This is a genomic window from Nocardioides sp. NBC_00163 (assembly GCF_045206295.1).
In the GTDB taxonomy this organism is placed as follows: domain Bacteria; phylum Actinomycetota; class Actinomycetes; order Propionibacteriales; family Nocardioidaceae; genus Nocardioides.
Genome location: NZ_CP108155.1, coordinates 898,438 through 915,686, shown reverse-complemented (window position 1 = coordinate 915,686; position 17,249 = coordinate 898,438). Strand labels below are relative to the sequence as shown.

The window sequence follows — 17,249 nt, the reverse complement described above, 5'->3', positions numbered from 1 at the left end:
CAGGCACGGTGTTCTGCTTTCTACGACGTTCAGTTCGGAAGAGCGCTGGCGCGCCAGGCGCCGGGGCCGGGGTGGAGCGGGGTACGCAGCTGCGGGGTGGCCCACAGGGAGCGTGGCTTCTTCTTCGGGGGCTCGGCTGAGCCGAGGGCCGCGAAGACGGCCACGATCGCGGCGACCTCTTCGGGGGTGGCGTTGTGGTCGATGACCTTGAGCAGAGGCTTCTGCTCGGCTGTCGGCTCGTTCGTCGGGTCTTCGGGCGTGGTCACAGCGGGATGTTCCCGTGCTTCTTGGCGGGCAGGGTCTCGCGTTTGGTGCGCAGCAGACGCAGCGCGCGGGTGACCTCGGCGCGGGTCTCGTGGGGTGGGATGACCGCGTCGATGTAGCCGCGTTCGGCGGCGATGTAGGGGTTGGCCAGGGTGGTCTCGTACTCATCGATCAGCTGGGCGCGTTTGGCTTCGACCTCGTCGGTGCTGGCGCCGGAGGCTTCCAGGTCGGCCAGGGTGCGGCGGTGGATGATGTTGGCGGCGCCTTGGGCGCCCATGACCGCGATCTGGGCGGTGGGCCAGGCCAGGTTGATGTCGGCGCCGAGGTGTTTGGAGCCCATCACGTCATAGGCGCCGCCGTAGGCCTTGCGGGTGATGATGGTGACCAGCGGGACGGTGGCCTCGGCGTAGGCGTAGATCAGCTTGGCGCCGCGGCGGATGATGCCGTTGTGTTCTTGGTCGGTGCCGGGCAAGAACCCGGGGACGTCGACGAAGGTGATCACCGGCACGTTGAAGGCGTCGCAGGTCCGCACGAACCGGGCGGCCTTCTCGGAGGCGTCGATGTCGAGGCAGCCGGCGAACTGCATCGGCTGGTTGGCCACGATCCCGACCGGGCGGCCCTCGATCCGGGCATAGCCGATGAGGATGTTGGGCGCCCACAGCGGCTGGACCTCGAGGAACTCCTCATCATCAACAATGTGGGAGATCACCTCGTGCATGTCGTAGGGCTGGTTCCCGCCATCGGGGATGAAGGTGTCCAGCTCCCGGTCCAGATCAGAGATCTCCAGATCCGCGGCCTCCTCGAAGGCGGGGGGCTCCTCCATGTTGTTCGACGGGAGGTAGGAGAGCAGCGCTTTGACGTAGTCGATCGCATCTTGCTCGTCGGCACCCATGTAGTGGGCCACCCCGGACTTGGAGTTGTGGGCCAGGGCGCCGCCGAGCTCCTCCATGGTGATGTCCTCACCGGTGACGGTCTTGATCACATCAGGACCGGTGATGAACATGCCCGAGGTCTTGTCGACCATGATGGTGAAGTCGGTGACCGCGGGGGAGTAGACATGCCCGCCGGCGCAGTTGCCCATGATCAGGCTGATCTGCGGGATCACCCCGCTCGCGTGGACGTTGCGTTTGAAGATCTCCCCATACAGCCCCAGGGACACGACGCCTTCCTGGATCCGGGCGCCGGCGCCCTCGTTGATCCCGATCAGCGGGGAACCGGTCTTGATCGCCAGATCCATGATCTTGGTGATCTTCTCGCCATAGACCTCACCCAGCGAGCCACCGAAGACGGTGAAGTCCTGAGAGAACACACAGACCTGGCGGCCCTCGATGGTGCCGTACCCGGTGACCACCCCATCACCGAAGGGCCGGTTCTTCTCCAGCCCGAACGCGACCGAACGGTGCCGCGCCAGCTCATCGACCTCCTGGAAGGAGCCCTCATCGAGCAGCATCTCGATCCGCTCCCGCGCGGTCTGACGCCCCTTCGCATGCTGCTTCTCCACCGCCTTGACGGAACCAGCATGGACGGCCTCGTCGAGACGACGCTCCAGCTCGGCCAGCTTCCCGGCAGTCGTGTGCAGATCGATCTCGGCGCCCGAGGAATCGGGTGCGGTGGTGGGCTCGGCGCTCAACGGGACTCCTTGTGAACTTCAGTGTCAATGAGTGAGACTAAGTGTCATGCGGCATGATGTCCAGGGAACGATCCAAAAGGAGAGTGATGGCAGCAGCGCGTGACGAGATCTCGGATGCGGCGTTCCGCCTGTTCGGGATCCAGGGCTACGCAGCCACCTCTGTCGACGACATCGCGTCCGAGGCCGGCGTCAGCCGCAGCACCTTCTTCCGCTCCTTCGGGTCCAAGGAAGCGGTGATCTTCCCCGACCACGATGAGATTCTCGGCCGGGTCGAAGAGCGATTGCGTTCCTCGCCCGCAGACGCCGGCCTTGCCGCCGTCACGGACGCGGTCAAGATCGTGTTGTTCCACTACGTCGCGGAGGGCGAGCGTGCGCGGGAGCGCTATGGGCTGACCTCCACCGTGCCGGCGCTCCGTGAGCGTGAGCTGGTGAGCGGCGCCCGCTACCAGCGCCTCTTCCGTCGCTACCTGAGTCACTGGGCCGACGCCTCGCCAGAAGCGGAGCTCCGTGCCGAGATGACGGCAGCGGCAGTCGTCGCGGCACACAACCGCGTACTTCGCCGATGGCTCCGGCGGGAGTGCACGGACCCTCAGCGGGAGATCGAGCAGGCACTGGCGGCAGTCCACCGCACCTTCGCCGACGAGAGCGACGCATCGATCGGGATGCTCGTCGTTCCCGCCGGCGTTCCAGCCTCCGCCGTGGAGAAGGCAGTCAAAAGGGCGCTGGAAGGCATTGCTGTCCGAAACCTCGATCAATGAGGTAGGACGGCAATCGAGTCAGCCGATGCTCCGGAGCTGGCGGATGGTGATGCCGGTGAAGTCTGCTGGCCCGCCGTCGGTGTAGAGCGAGATGCCGGTGTCGCCCTCGGTGAAGTGCACCTGCTGGGAGAGCACGGTGTGGCCGGCGTTGACGAACACCTCGACGCTCTGGGTGTCGACGAAGATCCGCAGGTGCACTGATCGTGCGGCGGCGTCGATCGGCCCGGCCGCTCGTGTGTAGGGCGCCAGTGAGTACCCGGCGAGATCGGAGGGGGCTCGATCGACGTAGATCTCGGCCCCGTACTTGCCGATGTTCGTGTGTCGTGAGCCGTCGGCGGAGCGCCCGACGGAGACACCGACGTTGGTGGCAGTGTCCCAGGAGATGTCGAGCTCGAGCTCGTAGGCCCGTCCGCTCCAGGGCAGCACGAGGCTGCCGTTGACCGTGCGGTCTCCCAGAGTCGTGGTAGCTGTCACGTAGTCGGAGAGTGTGCTCACGGGGCTGCTGAGCAGGGTGTACCACCCGCCCGATTGCCGCTCGAGGCGAAGTTCGCGCACGATCGAGTTCTGTCCGTTGTAGCCGTCGGAGGCGTCGGTCGGCACGTCCCGTGCGGCGTACTTCCAGTTGTTCATCCAGGCGATGGCGAGGCGCTTGGTCTCCGGAGCCTCTACCGCGGGCCAGGTGACGGCGGCGTACCAGTCCCAGCCCCAGTCGAGCCACTGCGGGGTGAGGTCGTAGGCGATGAACTCCTCGCCGTTCCAGGTGCCCATCCAGTAGGCGTACGTCATCGGCAGGCCGATGCTGTAGGCGTCCATGCTGGCGCCGAGCACCCAGTGTCGGGTGCCGTCGTTCGCGGTCATCTCGAACAGGTCGGGGCACTCGATGCCGCCGAGGGCGTGGTTCGGGTAGTCGAAGTTGCGCTTCAGCTGCCAGTCGATCAAGTTCGAGGAGGTGTAGAAGGCTGCGTACCGTGCCCGTCCGATCACGCACACCCACTCGCCGCGGGCCGCGTCCCAATGGATCTTCGGGTCCCGGAACCACTCGGCGTTCTCGATCTCGGCGGGTGTCGTCGCGGTGCGGCCGTCGGTGTTGACGATCACCGGATCGGGCCGAGGGGTGAAGGTGAAGCCGCCGTCGGTCGACCAGTAGAGATACTGCTCCTGATACTTGCGGATGCCGTCGGTGGGTTGCGTCGCGAGCGCGATGACAGCTCCGGCGCCGTATCCGGCCGTGTTCGCCGTGTCGACGACGGCCGACCCGGACCACACCGGGAAGTCGGGCTGAAGGGGCATCACGGTGCCGTGGTGGGTGAAGGCGACACCGTCGGTCGTCGTCGCATGGTCCCAGCCGCCGGGGCCGTTGTTCTGCGGCGAGTGCAGGTAGTAGAGCTGGTAAGCGCCGCCGGTGGTGACCGGGCGCTGCGGGTCGCACAGCCATCCCGAGGGAGGCGTCATGTGGTAGACCGCCCGCAGTGACGTCTGCGCGGCATGTGCGGCGGTCGAGCCGGCGTGCACCGCGAAGAACGCGAGCGAACCGGCGCCGGCGCCTCGCAGCAGGCTGCGTCGTGAGATGGGGTGGGGCATGATGACTCCTTCGGTTCGGCCCGATGCGTCGGGCAGATCGGCTGTTGTCACAGTGCGGTTGCGGGGTGATCCTGCGGAGCGTGGAGTGGTGTCGCGGCCGAGTCGGGTATCGACTCGTCGCTCGCGACGTCGACAGCGATGTACGTGACCGCTCCCGGGCGCTCCGTACCAACGGTTACGACGATGGGTCCGAGGCCGAGGGGGACGAGGTTCGAGACGGTCGCCTCGCCGTGGTCCGCGAAGATCTCGAGCAGCGGTCCGTCGAGGCTGAGAAGCAGCTGGACCGGACCCCCGGTCCCCACCTCGGCGACGCTCGTCGAGGGGAAGTCGGCATGCACCGCCTCGGCCGCGGGACCACGTCGGGTGACCCGGAGTGCTCTCCCCGAGTGCTCCAGGTCGACGCACGCGTCGGCATCACCGCGCAGTCGTACGCTGACAGCCCCGGTGGTGTCCGGATCCCACCGCAGATCGAGCACGCTGTGACCGCTGAGCGAGAGGTCGACCGGCTGCTCGGCGACGACCACCGTGGCCTGTGCCGCCCGGGTGAGTTGCTCGAGAAGGAACGAGGGAGGCCTCTGGACGAGCCGAGGTCGACCCCTGACGGTGTGCAGAGCGAGCTGTCGCGGCAGCGACATCGCGCCCTTCCACGGTGTGGAGGGAAATGCTTCTGCGTAACGCCAGTTGCTCATCCAGCCGACCATGATCGCGTCCCCTTGCGGGGCACTGTCGAAGGTGACCCCTGCGTAGAGGTCGCGGCCGCTGTCGAGGCGGACGAGCTCTGCGGAGTCTGCCGTGAACCTGGTCCCGTCGAAGCGGCCAACGACGTAGCTCATCGAGGAACCCTCGCGATCCGGTTCCTCGCCGACCGGGTTGGTGCTGAGGATCAGCGTCCAGCGCACGTCGTCGGGATCGTCATCGAGCGGCAGCGGGACGAGATCCGGGCATTCCCAGACGACGCCGCTCGGGCCGAGCGGCCCGAAGGCACTCACGTGTTCCCACGATCGGAGGTCGTCCGAGGCGTAGAAGTGCACCTGTCGGTCCTCTGCCTCGACCGCGAGCAGAATCCAGCGAAGCCGGCCCGTTTCGTCGGTATAGCGGATGACCTTCGGATCCCGGAAGGCACTCGTGCCGCGGTCGAGCACCGGGTTGTCGGCGTCGAGCTCCCAGGTGAAGCCGCCGTCCCTGCTGGTCGCTCGCGATTGGGCCTGACGGCCGTTTGCGTAGGCGCTGGTGTAGTACGCAGTCAGCTCGGTGCCACCCGCAGCCGGGGTCGAGACGATCGACCCCGAGAAGATCTGCTCGCCGTCGCGGAACCGCAGCGCGACCGGGTGCTCGGTCCAGTGCTGCAGGTCGGTGCTGGTGGCATGGCCCCAGCTCATGTTTCCCCACTCGGGGCCCTCGGGGTTGAACTGGTAGAAGAGGTGCCAGCGGCCACGGTCGTGGACGAGTCCGTTGGGGTCGTTCATCCAGTTGTGTAGCGGGGTGAAGTGGAAGGTCGGCCTGGGCACGACGGGCGAGTCGGACATCGCTCTCCTCAGATCGACTGTCGTGGCACGGATGGGCAGGTGACCCGCATCAGCTGCTCGGTGGACGACGACTCGATACCGAGGAGCACCCGGACGCCGGCAGCGCCGAGCTCGTAGTGCGGAAGCGCGACTGTCGACAGCGGGGGGCGCAGGTGCGCGGCGATGACGTCCTGGTTGTCGAAGCCGATGACAGCGATGTCGCCAGGGATGTTCAACCCGTGTTCGCGCAGCCCGTCGTAGAGGCCCATCGCCACGCGGTCGTTGTGACAGAACACGGCTGTCGCCTTCGACTCGACGATGCGGGATGCGGTGGCGTACCCGCCTTCCTGGGCAGGCTCGGCCGGGAAGACGAGGGACTCGTCGTAGTCGATGCCGGCCGCCTCCAGAGCGCTGCGGTATCCGGCGAGGCGACCGCTCTGAGCCGGCGAAGGTGTCGTCGTGTTGATGAACGCGATCCTGCGGTGGCCCGCGGCCAGCAGCTCCTCGGTCGCCGTCCTGCCGCCCTGCTCCTCGTCCGGCACCACAGCGGGTAGTCCGCTGCCCTCGGCGAAGCAGTCGACGAGCACGGTGTCGGTCTGATGCAACATCTCGGGCACGACGATCTCGCGGTGGTACCAGCTCGAATAGAGGATGCCCCGCACCTGATGCTCGAGCATCATCGCGATCGCCTCGTTCTCGGCTGCTTCGTTGCCGTCGGTGTTGGCGACGAGCAGCACGTAGCCGTGCGCCCAGGCCTCATCCTGCGCGCCGTGGATGATCTGGCCGGCGAACGGAGTGGTCGCGATCGCGTCCGCGACCAGGCCGATGAATCGCGAGCCGCCACGTGACAAGGTCTTGGCCAGGGCGTTGGGCCGGTAGCCGAGTGCTGTGACGGCCTCCTGCACCCTGCGCCTGGCGTCATCGCCGATACGCGCCCCGGGCTTGTTGTTGACGACGTGGGATACGGTCGCGACCGATACGCCCGCGGCCTTGGCGACGTCCCGCATCGTCACGCTCGAGCCAATCGCCTTGTTGGGTTCGGGGGTGCTCATCCCTTGGTCGCCCCGCTCTCGAGGCCTTGGATCATCGCCTTGTTGAGGACGAGGAAGACCAGCAGCAGCGGCGTCACGGTCACGCAGACGGCCGCGAACGTGGCAGTCCAGTCCGTGTTGCCCATTGCCCCGATGTAGTTCTGCAGACCGAGTGGGATGGTCTTGAGCCCGTCGGAGAGCACGAAGGTGTTCGCGAAGATGAAGTCGTTCCAGATGAAGATGCTGTTCACGAGTACGACCGTAATGATCGTGTTCGCCGAGAGCGGGAAGGTGATCTGCGCGAAGATCCGGTACGGCCCGGCCCCGTCGAGCGATGCGGCCTCGTACAGCTCGCGGGGGATGTATTCGTAGAACGACGAGAACAGATAGACGGCCATCGGGAGCGAGAACGCGGCCAGCGGGATGATCATCGACAGATGGGTGTCGAGGAGCCCGATCTGTGAGTAGTCGATGAACAGCGGCACCAGCGCGATCTGCACCGGCACGACGATCCCGAGCAGGAACAAGGAGCGTACGACGCCGCTGAACCGGAAGCCGAGCACCTGCAGGGCGTACGCGGCCATCATCCCGGCGACGACGATCAGCAGGCTCGCCCCGGCCGTGACGATGAAGCTGTTGAGGATGTTCAGCCACAGGTTGCCGGTCGCGAAGGCTCGCTCGTAGTTGTCGAGGGTGTAGTCCGAGGGCAGCGCGAACGGGCTGCCACCGGTGAAGTCCGCGGCGGTGCGGAAGCTTGTCAGGAAGAGCCACAGCAGCGGGTAGACCTGCACCGCGACGATGAGCACGATCGTGATCGTGAGCAGCGCGCGTTGCAGACGGAGTCTTGGCGGTGGCGCGGCCCCGCGGGGCTTGGGCGGGTTCGGCACGGTGGCCTCCGGCGGTCGGGTGAGCACGGGCGTGGTCACGAGTCGTCCCTTCGACGAAGCAGCAGGAAGATGAGGCCGACAGCGACCAGACACTCGACGACGATGAAGACCGAGATGGCGCTGGCATAGCCGTAGTCGGTGTGCACGAAGGCGGTCTTGTACATGTACGTCGTGAGTAGCTCGGAGGACTGGCCCGGGCCGCCGTTCGTCAGCAGGTAGGGGATGTCGAAGCCGCGCAGCGCGAAGGTCGTCGCCATGACCGTGGTCGTGATCCACACCGGCCTGATGTAGGGGAATCGGATACGCCAGAACGTCTGCCACCAGGACGCACCGTCGAGTCGCGCTGCCTCTTCGAGCTCGCGCGGTACGGCGATGAGTGCTGCGTACACGATGAGCATGTAGAGGCCGGTGAAGCGCCAGCCCTCCGGGACGGAGACGGCTGCGAGGACCGTGTTCACGTTCGAGAGCCAGGCGGTCTGGGCGGCCTCGAGGCCGATCCAGGCGAGCAGCTGGTTGAGCGGGCCGACCGGGTCGAAGGAGTAGATCCGCTGGAACAGGAACGCGATCGCGACCGTCGAGATGACCGCAGGGAGCAGGTAGAGCGTCTTCACCAGCTCCCGGGCCCTTGGCAGGGCTGTCAGGAGCGCCGCGACGGCGAGGGCGCCGCCGAGCTGGAGTACCAGGCAGATCACCAGGTAGCCGAGCGCGTTGCCGAACGCCGTCCAGAAGACGTCGTCGCGGGCGAACATCTTGACGTAGTTGTCGAGGCCGACGAACTTCATCTCCGTGATGCCGTCCCAACTGAACAGGCTGAGGAACAGCGACTGCACGATCGGAAGCAGCACCGCGACGCCGTACAGCAGCAGTGGCGGGATCAGGAAGACCGCCACCGAGAGCCGAGACCGGCGCGGAAGCATCGATGTCGCCGCTGGGCTCCTGCGTCGACGCGTACCCGAACGGCCTGCGCCGGGGCTGGCTTGTGCGAGGTCAGCCATCGCTGTTCTCCGCGAGCGTCTTGTCCATCGTCTCGATGAACTCGTCCGGCTCGATGTCTCCCTGGACGAGCAGCGTCAGCTCCTGCTGCAAGCGCGTGTTCGTGGCGGGGTCGAGCTGGGTGTCCCAGGGCATCGCGCTGTCGGCACCGACCTCGTCGGCCTGCTTCACGGCCTTGGGGTAGAGGTCGGTCGCGTTCTCGGGGATCGAGGTCTCGACGTTCGTGGTGGGAGAGAGCGCACCAGTCGAGGCGTACATCTCCGGATAGCGTTCGAGGGCGTAGGCGAGGAAGTCGCGCACCAGCGGGTCATAGGTCTGCGAGTTGACCGCCATGCCGATGCCTGAGGGAGTGACGTACGCGTTGTCGTCGGTGACGGCGCCTTCGACCGTCGGCAGGGTGAAGTAGTCGACCGATTCACGCACCGCCGGGTCGAGCGCATCCGTTGCGAGATTGGCGAGCTCCCAGGTCCCGATGTTGTAGATCGCGGCCTTCCCCGAGGTGAACAGGCCCTGCGCGTCTGCGTACCCGGTCGAGGAGAAGTCTTCCTGGAAGCATCCGGCCTGACCCAGGTCGTAGAGCCACTCGGCTGCGGCTCGGCCGGCGGGGTCGGCGAACTTCGCCTCGCCGTTCTTGAGCTTCTGGACGTACTCCGGTCCGGCCATCCGGAACGGGTAGTAGGCCAGATAGCGTTCCAGCGGCCACTGGTCCTGTCCGTCGAGGGCGATCGGAGTGACACCCGCGGCTCGCAGGTCCTTGCACAGCTGGGGGAAGTCGTCGAGCCTCTCGGGAACCTTGACGTTCGCGCGCTCGAGGAGCGCGGAGTTGTACCAGAAGAACTCGAGCTGGAACTCGAACGGCACCATGCGGAGCGAGCCGTCGTCGAACCGCTGGTAGTTCAGCGCTGCCTCGCGATAGTCGTCGGCGAGACCGAGGTCCTTCAGCAGCAGGTCGACGTCGAGCATGCGGCCCTGGTCGGCGAGCTTCTGGGCGAACGGCGTCGCATCGGTGTCGAACAGCTCGGGGAGCTTGTTCGCTGCGGCGAGAGTCTCGTACTTCTGGATGTAGGAGGGGCGGTCGGGGGTCGTGATCAGGTTGAGGGAGAACCCCGGGTGGTCCTTGGCGTACTCCTCGGCGATCTGCTCCATCGCCGTGATCACCCCGCCATCGGCCGGGCGTGAGAGCAGCCAGGAGATCTCGCGAGCCTCGACCTTGCCCTCGGGATCGATGTCGGTGGGGTCGGCGCTGACAGCTGTGCCCGAGCAGCTGGTGAGCGCGAGCGCGGCGGCGGTCAGGGCGGCACACAGGGCCGTCTTGGGGATGGTGATGGGCATTGTTGGTCTCCGTTGACTTGGTCGGAAGGGGGCTGAGTCGATAGGGCCGAACGGGGGAGGGGGATCAGGTTGCGGCAGCGACCAGATCGTGGTTCGAGACGGTGGGCTCATGGCCCCGCTCGGCGCGGACGAACACGGTGAAGGTGTCGACGGTGACCGTGCCCTCGCCGGCGAAGATGCCCATGTGGCCCGTCGGTCGGTCGTAGATCCGAGTGCTCAGCACCGTGGCGTTGTCGAGGGTGACCACGCAGAGATCGCCGTCGACGATGACCTCGAGCTCGTGCACACCGGGCTCGATCCGGCAGGGGCGCTCCAGCTCGATGGCGAACGGTACGTCGCCGGAGATCTGCCACTGCTCGGTGCCTGTGCCCCGGCGCGGCCAGCGGTCGAGGACGAGACGGCCACGCTTAGGTTCGAGACGGAGCACATAGCCTTCGTCCCCATCGGCACTCGCGCGCAGCAGCAGACCGCACTCCGTCGTGCCGTCGGCGATGTCGAACCTGACAACGGACCGGAAGGCGCTCGGGGTCTCGGCCGGGGTCACCTCGACCGCGTAGCCGTCAGGGGCACTCAGGACGGTCCCCGCATCGATGCCGACGCCATCGATCTCGGCGTCGAACGTCTCGCGCAACGCAGCGGTCGGGTGGAAGGCGAGGGTTCCGTCCTCGCGCTGGTCGGCTTCGAGGACCGACATCGTGCCGGCCCACTGCCATGCACCGTCGTCGCTGTCGCCCTCTCGTGACGCTATCCAGCCGAAGAAGAAGCGACGACCGTCGCGGCCTGCCGACTTGGCGGCGTAGAAGGCACGTCCGTCGAGCGTGTCGTGCTCAGGGACGATCCACGGGCCGTGCTGGCTGCGCGACATGCGGTAGCGAGTGGTGAAGGCGTCGCTGAACTCGGAGTAGACGAGATACCACCACTCACCCCACTGGAAGACCTCGGGACACTCCATCGCGACGTACCGCTGCGGGTCCCAGAAGGGCTCGGCCGGCTCCCAATGCGCCAGATCGCGCGAGAGGCACTGCGCGATCACGCCGCGTCGTCGCGCCGGTCCCTTCGCGTGGCGGGCGGTGATGAGCATCCGCCACAGCTGCGCTGCCTCGTCCCAGAAGACGAAGGGGTCGCGCCAGTCGCCGGTCTCGTAGCCGTCGGTGGCGCCGAACGTCTCGCCTGGACGCCGCTGCCAGGTGCGCATGCCGTCGCGGCTCGTGGCGTGCATGACCAGTTGCAGCGGCCGACCATCAGAGCCCGTGTTGGCGGGGTTCTGACCGGTGTAGAACGCGTGATGGGTGCCATCTGGGCCGAGCACGATGCTGCCGGTGTAGATGTTGAAGTCATCGGCCGAGGGACCGTTCGATGCGATGGCTTCTCCGAGTTCGCGAAAGCAGACGAGGTCCTCCGTCACCACCCGGTGCCATGGCATGCCCGCGGCCGGACTCAGGCGAGTCTCTCGGAGGTAGAAGAGATGGAAGGCTCCGTCCTCTTGCCACGGGATGACATCTCCTACCCATGCCTCCTGCGGTCGGTAGAACCCCTGCTGACTCATGACACCTCATCTATTGGTTAACCGGTTACGCACAGAATCGTAGATGTGACGCGCCTCACTGGTCAAGCGGTTAACCAAGTTAACCAGATTGTCCCGTCGCCGCGGTCCACGGCCCTGGCCGCCGACGGCGCGTAACCTGTCCCGCTCCCAGGCGGTGCGAGGCAAGCCCCAGGAAGAACCGACGCCGGACGCCGGTCACCGCTCGGACGACACCCCAGTGCCTTTGTCGCCCCGGTGACGGGGCGACGTCTCCAGGACGTCCGAAGTCCCGGCCGGCGGCGCCGGGTCGCCCTCGATCGAGATGTGGGGGAGGACCTTGTCGAGCCATCGGGGCAGCCACCAGGCAGCGCGTCCGAAGATCACCAGCGCTGCCGGCGCAAGGGTGACCACGAGGATGCCCGCGAGGAGCACAGCGACGGAGAGGCCGACCCCGAACTGCTTGATCGTCGGGTCGAGGTCGAGGATGAAGCTGGCGAACACCGACGCCATGATGAGGGCCGCGGCCGTGGTGATCCGGGCGCTGGAGACCAGCCCCGAGTGGACCGCCTGCCGGGGTTCGGCCCCCTCGTGGACATGCTGCTGGACGTGGCTGACGAGGAACACCTCGTAGTCCATCGAGAGCCCGAACAGGCCGGCGAACATCATCAGAGGTACGTAGCTGGCGATCGGCACCGTCGACGACGCCGTGTCGATGCCGAGCAGGTCGATGCCCCAGCCCCACTGGAACACGGCGGTGAGGACGCCGAACGCGGCGGCCGCCGAGAGCAAGTTCGTCACCGCTGCCTGGAGCGGGATGAGCAGCGAACGGAAGGCCACCATCAGCAGCAGGAAGCCGAGCAGGATCACGGTCCCGATGACGAGCAGCAGCCGGGCCGAGATGAGGGAGGCCAGGTCCACGTAGGAAGCCGTGTAGCCACCGACGTACGACGTGATGCCCCCGTCCTTGTTCGTCTTCGGCAGCACGGAGTCGCGGACGTGCCCGACGAGGTCGGCGGTGTCGTCCGAGGCGGGGGCGGTCGTCGGCACGGCGGAAAGGAGGACGACGTCGCCCTTCTTGTTGATCTGCGGCGGGGTGAGGGTCGCGACCCCGTTGGTGCCCGAGAGACCGTCCTGCAGGTTCACCACGCGGAGATCGGTGCCGCGTGCGTCGCCGCCCGCCGCCGTCATCATCTGGGTGAGCTCGTCCTGCAGCTGCTCGGCCTCCTTCTGCTCCTGCTCGGCCTGTTGCTGCTCAGCCTTGAGATCGTCGGCCTTCTGCTGGAGCTCGTTCGCCTGCTGCTCCAACGCGTCCCCCTGCCGGCGCAGTGAGGCGGCCTCGGCCTGGAGCTCGTTGCCCTGGGCCTGCAGCGAGGCCGCTTGACGCTCCAGCTCGGCCTTCTGCCGGGTGAGCGAGTCGGCCTGCCGCTGCAGCGCGTCGGCCTGTTGCTGGAGGCGCTGTGCCTGCGCCTGCAGCCGGCGGGCCTGCCGGGCGAGGCTGCGTGCCTCCGCCTCCAGCGGCGCCAGCTTCTTCTGGGCGGCGGCCTGCTCGGCCTCCACCGTGTCGAGGCGCTCCTGCAACCGCTCCACCCGGGCCTCGTCGCCGTCCCGCTCGGCGCGTGCGATGCGGCGGTTCAGGACGCGCTCGTGGACCTGGAGCCGTACGAGCTCTCGGACGAGCGGCCGGGCCTGCGCCGCCAGTCGTCTCGCCTCACGTCGCAGCTGGTCCCGGCGGGCCTCGAGGCGTGCCTGCTCGGCCTCGAGCGTCCGCTGCTCGGCGCGGAGCCGGTCGGCCTGCCGCTCGAGGTCCGCCTGCTGCCCGCGCAGCGCGTCGGCCTCCTGTTCGAGGGCGGCCTGCTGTGCCTGCAGCTGCGCGCTCTGTCGTTCCAGGGACGCCTGCTCGGCTTCGAGCTGGGCCTGCTCGTCCTCGAGCTGCTGTTGCTGCTTGGGCAGCTCCTTCTGCTTCTTCTCGAGGTCGGACTTGAGCGACATGGCCTTGTTGTACTTCTGGGTGTACTCGTCGCTCGGGGCCGCAACCGGGTCGAGGGACGAGGCGACCTGCAGCGGTCCGTTGTAGCCGACGCCCAGGCCCGCGCTGATCAGGTCGTACGCCTGCCGTTCGGTCGTCTCCTTCGAGGTGGCGCCGACGTCCTCCTGGCCGAGCTCGAGGCTGAACACCGGGATGATGAGCGGCGCGAGGGCCGCGAGCGAGAGGCCCGCGACCACCCACGGGTGGCGGTGGACGACTCCGGCCCACTTCGCCCACAGGCCATGGTCGCGGCGACGTCCCGGACGCATGAACGCGGGCAGTGAGGCCCAGCGGATCCGGTGGCCCAGCAGTCCGAGGAACGCAGGCAGCAGGGTGATCGCCACCAGGACGGCGGCCACCACGGCCATGGCCGAGGCGTACCCGAGTGCGGAGACCAGCGGGATGCCGGCCACGCCCAGCGCGAGGAGGGCCACCACGACGGTGCAGCCGGCGAAGACGATGGCGCTGCCGGACGTCGCCACCGCGTGCGCGATCGACTCGCGGATCGGCATTCCGTCGCGCATCTGCTCCTGGTGGCGGGTGATCAGGAAGAGGGCGTAGTCGATGCCGACGCCGAGGCCGATCATGGTGGCCAGGGTCGGCCCGGCGGACGGGATCGCGAGGAGATGGCCGACCAGACCGACGGTGGCCAGGGCGACGCCGAGTCCGACGACTGCGGTGATGATCGGCAGGCCCATCGCCACCAGGCTCCCGAGCACGAGGCTGAGGATGATCATCGCTGCGATGATCCCGACGACCTCGCTGGTCCTGGACTCGTCGGTCGACAGCGTCGAGCCGATGGTGCCGCCGGCGGCAGTGGTGATGCCGGCGTCCTGTGCGGGGTGGGTTGCGTCCAGGACGTCGCCGGCGATCTCCTCCGTCAGGTCGCCGGACCCGACGTCCATCAGCACCGGCGCGAAGGCTGTTCGACCGTCCTTCGACAGCAGGCCCGCGGTCTGTCCGTCGCTGCTCAGCGGGTTGGTGACGGTGTGGACGTGCGGCTGCTTGCCGATCTCCTTGACCGCGCTGTCGACGGCCTGCTTGTTGGCCGAGTCGGTCAGCTTCCCCTTGCTCACGTGGAAGACGATCGGGTTGACGCCGTTCTGCTGGGGCGGGAACCGGTCGGAGAGCAGGTCCTTCGCCTCCTGGCTGCCGGTGCCGGGCAGTGCGAGGTCGTTGCTGGTCTTGGCACCGAGGCTCGAGACGGCCACGACCACGGTGACGAGCACCAGGGCCCAGGCGCCGATGACGACGAGGCTGTGCCGGGCACAGAAGCCACCGAGTCGGCCGAGGAGGCCTGCCACGACGCTGCTCCCTTCTGCGGCCTCGTCGCATGAGCCGCTGGGCGCGTGTGCTTCCCAAGGACCGTAGCGGGATCTCGTGGCAGGGGAGAGGGCCGAAATGCAGGTTCCCCGGAATCGGGGACCACGCCGAAGGGGTTGCCGTGGAGCACAGCAACGTCCTCTGAACCGCGTTTCGGCAGGTCAGAGGGTGAAGCGGACGGGCTGGCCTGTAAGCCGGGTTCTGTAGTCGGCGACCATCCATCTCGGGCCATCGTTGCCGATGGCCTCTAGCAACCTACCCGCGCACTCGGGCGGACCGCCCTCCCAGTGAACTAACACCGTCGTACGCTGTCTGGTCTTGCTCCGGGTGGGGTTTACCTAGCTCCTCGTGTCACCACGAGGACTGGTGGGCTCTTACTCCACCGTTTCACCCTTACCGCTACCTGGAGGGTAGAGGCGGTCTGTTCTCTGTGGCACTGTCCCGCGGGTCACCCCGGGTGGCCGTTAGCCACCACCCTGTCCTGTGGAGCCCGGACTTTCCTCGACGCCTCCCTGCAGCAGCAAGGAGACGACGCGATCGCCCGGCCAGCCCGTCCGCGTAAAAGTCTAGTGTGCGGCGGGCTCGATGTGGGCATCCGGACCGGGGAAGACGAGCGACTCGTGGTCGCTGTCGCTCCAGCGTACGAGGTAGGGCGGGCTGCCGTCGGGGTGGCTGACCTCGATGATCTCGGCCTCTCGCGTGTGGTCGCCGACGTGTGGTCCCATGACGACGAGGTGGTCACCTACTGATGCGTGCATGCGCGTTCACCTCCTAACCGTCACAATGGTGCTCCCATCGCGGGTGCGGATGGAATACCGCGTGGGGGTATCACGTTCGGAGGGTGTGATGACGGAGAACGAAGAGTTCGAGTACGTAGCCCCGGCTGTGGTCTTCCCGGGCCAGAGCGCCCACGAAGTTGCTTACCGGACGGCCCACGACCTGCTCTCGCGGCGCTTCCCGGTGGAGGCGCTGGAGACCCTGGAGCCGGCGCTGGCCGACGACCCCGACAACTTCGGGCTGCGCAGCATGCGGGCCTGGGCCTACATGCTGCGGGCCCAGCTCGCCAAGGCCGAGGCCGAGCTGCGCTGGCTCGTCGAGCGCGACCCGAGCGACGCCTGGAGCCAGCACTCGCTGGGTCGCGTCCTGGAGCGCCAGGACCGGCTCGAGGACGCGCTCGGCCCGCTGCGCCTGGCGGCCGTGATGAGCGACGACTACGACCATCACGCAGCCGTCTACCGCGTACGCAACCGGCTCGCGCAGCGCCAGGAGTGAACCCAGCGGTGACCCGGATGACGCGGCGACCGAGACGGTGGCAGGGTGGGGGTATGGAACCTGACACCACGACCCTCAACGCCGAGCAGGTCGCCCAGGAGCAGCTGGCGGGCTGGACGTTCGACACCAGCGGCGAGGCCGACAGCATCGTCGCCCGCGTGGACACCGGTGACTTCATCACCGGTCTCGCGCTGGTCAACGCGATCGCGGCGAAGGCCGAGGAGGCCAACCACCACCCCGACATCGACCTGCGCTACCCGTACGTCGAGATCCGGCTCACCAGCCACGACGCCGGTGGCGTCACCAGCCGTGACATCGCGCTGGCGAAGGTGATCAACGGGCTCTCGGCCGAGTCCTCGCTCTGAGCGAGGCTAGGCGAGGCGGGTCATCTCGACGGTGACCTCGACGGCCGGCTCCTCGGGACCCGAGTAGATCCCGCCCAGCGGCTTGACGTCGGTGTGGTCACGACCCGTGGCCACACCGACGTACGCGTCGCCGGGCTCGGTGCCGGTCGCGGGGTCGATGCCGTGCCAGCCGTTGTCCCACCACTCCACCCAGGAGTGGGCGCCGCCGGGGTAGACATAGCCGGAGACGTAGCGCGCCGGGATCCCGACCGTACGCAGCGCCCCGAGCAGCTGATGGGCGGCATCCGGTGCCGGCGCCGACCCGTCGGCGACCGCCCGGGCGATCTCGACGGCGGCCTCACCCGGAAGCGCCGCGGAGGCAGCGATCGTCTTGGCCCGAGTCGCGAGCTCCTCGTCGGGCACCACCAGCGACGGCAGGCCCAGGAACTCGATGAACCGGTCCGCGACCCCGGGCAGAGCGGCCTCCTCCCAGGTGAGCACCGGCGCGACCCTGGGCTTCCGGTCGACCCGCACGGTGCTGGTCGCGGAGACCTTCAGGGCCCGATGCGCCTCGAGCACCTCGATCGCGGTGACCTCGTTGCCGAAGTAGTCCTTGTACTCATACGTCCACGGCTTGGGCGAGACGTCGATCCGGTGATGGACCACGATCTGGTCGGGCGTGGTCAGCGGAGTCAGCCGCGCCTGGTTGTAGGAGGCGACAGCCGGCCCGTCGTAGGCGAACGTCGTGGTGTGCACGATGCGGAACTGCATGCTCATC

15 protein-coding genes and 1 other RNA gene are annotated in these 17,249 nt (G+C 67.6%); 3 read left to right on the top strand and 13 right to left on the bottom strand.

The genetic code is table 11. From position 1 onward, the window contains the following. Positions 1 to 29: 29 nt before the first annotated feature. Positions 30 to 266 carry an acyl-CoA carboxylase subunit epsilon gene (locus OG801_RS04440; RefSeq protein WP_406033945.1) on the bottom strand — a complete coding sequence of 79 codons (237 nt, stop codon included), beginning with the start codon at positions 264 to 266 and terminating at the stop codon, positions 30 to 32. Beyond that, the gene (locus tag OG801_RS04435; protein ID WP_406033943.1) at positions 263 to 1,894 is read right to left on the bottom strand and encodes an acyl-CoA carboxylase subunit beta; all 1,632 of its coding nucleotides are present in this window, start codon (positions 1,892 to 1,894) and stop codon (positions 263 to 265) included. The genes OG801_RS04440 and OG801_RS04435 overlap by 4 nt, the downstream gene beginning before the upstream one ends. Positions 1,895 to 1,980: 86 nt before the next feature. Between OG801_RS04435 and OG801_RS04430 the strand changes: the two genes are divergently transcribed. Continuing rightward, a complete protein-coding gene (locus tag OG801_RS04430) occupies positions 1,981 to 2,652 on the top strand; it encodes a helix-turn-helix domain-containing protein (RefSeq protein WP_355021161.1) in 672 nt (223 codons plus the stop codon). An 18-nt stretch (positions 2,653 to 2,670) separates the two neighbouring features. On the opposite strand, the gene OG801_RS04425 is transcribed toward OG801_RS04430, so the two are convergent. From OG801_RS04425 to OG801_RS04380, 10 genes are all read right to left on the bottom strand, one after another. Then, positions 2,671 to 4,233: a glycoside hydrolase family 32 protein gene (locus tag OG801_RS04425; RefSeq protein ID WP_406033941.1), complete on the bottom strand. Its 1,563-nt coding sequence runs from the start codon at positions 4,231 to 4,233 to the stop codon at positions 2,671 to 2,673. 47 nt (positions 4,234 to 4,280) lie between these two features. Beyond that, the gene (locus OG801_RS04420; RefSeq protein ID WP_406033939.1) at positions 4,281 to 5,759 is read right to left on the bottom strand and encodes a glycoside hydrolase family 32 protein; all 1,479 of its coding nucleotides are present in this window, start codon (positions 5,757 to 5,759) and stop codon (positions 4,281 to 4,283) included. Between the two features lie 8 nt (positions 5,760 to 5,767). Continuing rightward, the gene (locus OG801_RS04415) at positions 5,768 to 6,790 is read right to left on the bottom strand and encodes a LacI family DNA-binding transcriptional regulator (RefSeq protein ID WP_406033937.1); all 1,023 of its coding nucleotides are present in this window, start codon (positions 6,788 to 6,790) and stop codon (positions 5,768 to 5,770) included. Then, a complete protein-coding gene (locus tag OG801_RS04410; RefSeq protein ID WP_355021165.1) occupies positions 6,787 to 7,695 on the bottom strand; it encodes a carbohydrate ABC transporter permease in 909 nt (302 codons plus the stop codon). Before OG801_RS04410 ends, OG801_RS04415 begins: the two co-directional genes overlap by 4 nt. Continuing rightward, positions 7,692 to 8,573 (bottom strand): carbohydrate ABC transporter permease, encoded by an 882-nt coding sequence (locus OG801_RS04405; protein ID WP_406033935.1) that lies wholly within the window; start codon positions 8,571 to 8,573, stop codon positions 7,692 to 7,694. Before OG801_RS04405 ends, OG801_RS04410 begins: the two co-directional genes overlap by 4 nt. Positions 8,574 to 8,643: 70 nt before the next feature. After that, positions 8,644 to 9,981 carry an ABC transporter substrate-binding protein gene (locus OG801_RS04400; RefSeq protein ID WP_406033933.1) on the bottom strand — a complete coding sequence of 446 codons (1,338 nt, stop codon included), beginning with the start codon at positions 9,979 to 9,981 and terminating at the stop codon, positions 8,644 to 8,646. A 64-nt stretch (positions 9,982 to 10,045) separates the two neighbouring features. Beyond that, positions 10,046 to 11,527: a GH32 C-terminal domain-containing protein gene (locus tag OG801_RS04395; RefSeq protein WP_406033932.1), complete on the bottom strand. Its 1,482-nt coding sequence runs from the start codon at positions 11,525 to 11,527 to the stop codon at positions 10,046 to 10,048. Positions 11,528 to 11,722: 195 nt separating this feature from the next. Beyond that, on the bottom strand, positions 11,723 to 14,836 hold the full coding sequence (locus OG801_RS04390; protein ID WP_406033930.1) for an MMPL family transporter: 3,114 nt from the start codon (positions 14,834 to 14,836) through the stop codon (positions 11,723 to 11,725). A gap of 193 nt (positions 14,837 to 15,029) precedes the next feature. Continuing rightward, an RNA gene (rnpB, locus tag OG801_RS04385) (RNase P RNA component class A) lies at positions 15,030 to 15,408 on the bottom strand. Between the two features lie 13 nt (positions 15,409 to 15,421). Further along, entirely contained in the window at positions 15,422 to 15,613 is a 192-nt protein-coding gene (locus tag OG801_RS04380; protein ID WP_350659252.1) for a DUF1918 domain-containing protein, read from the bottom strand. An 88-nt stretch (positions 15,614 to 15,701) separates the two neighbouring features. Between OG801_RS04380 and OG801_RS04375 the strand changes: the two genes are divergently transcribed. Together OG801_RS04375 and OG801_RS04370 are read left to right on the top strand one after the other, a co-directional pair. Continuing rightward, positions 15,702 to 16,127, top strand: coding sequence for a tetratricopeptide repeat protein (locus OG801_RS04375; RefSeq protein ID WP_406033928.1), 426 nt, complete (start codon positions 15,702 to 15,704; stop codon positions 16,125 to 16,127). Between the two features lie 53 nt (positions 16,128 to 16,180). After that, positions 16,181 to 16,492, top strand: a complete 312-nt coding sequence (locus tag OG801_RS04370) for a 4a-hydroxytetrahydrobiopterin dehydratase (RefSeq protein ID WP_355021171.1) — start codon at positions 16,181 to 16,183, stop codon at positions 16,490 to 16,492. Between the two features lie 6 nt (positions 16,493 to 16,498). Here the strand turns inward: OG801_RS04370 and OG801_RS04365 are convergent, their stop codons facing one another. Further along, a complete protein-coding gene (locus OG801_RS04365; protein ID WP_406033926.1) occupies positions 16,499 to 17,248 on the bottom strand; it encodes a transglutaminase N-terminal domain-containing protein in 750 nt (249 codons plus the stop codon). Between the last annotated feature and the right edge of the window lies 1 nt (position 17,249).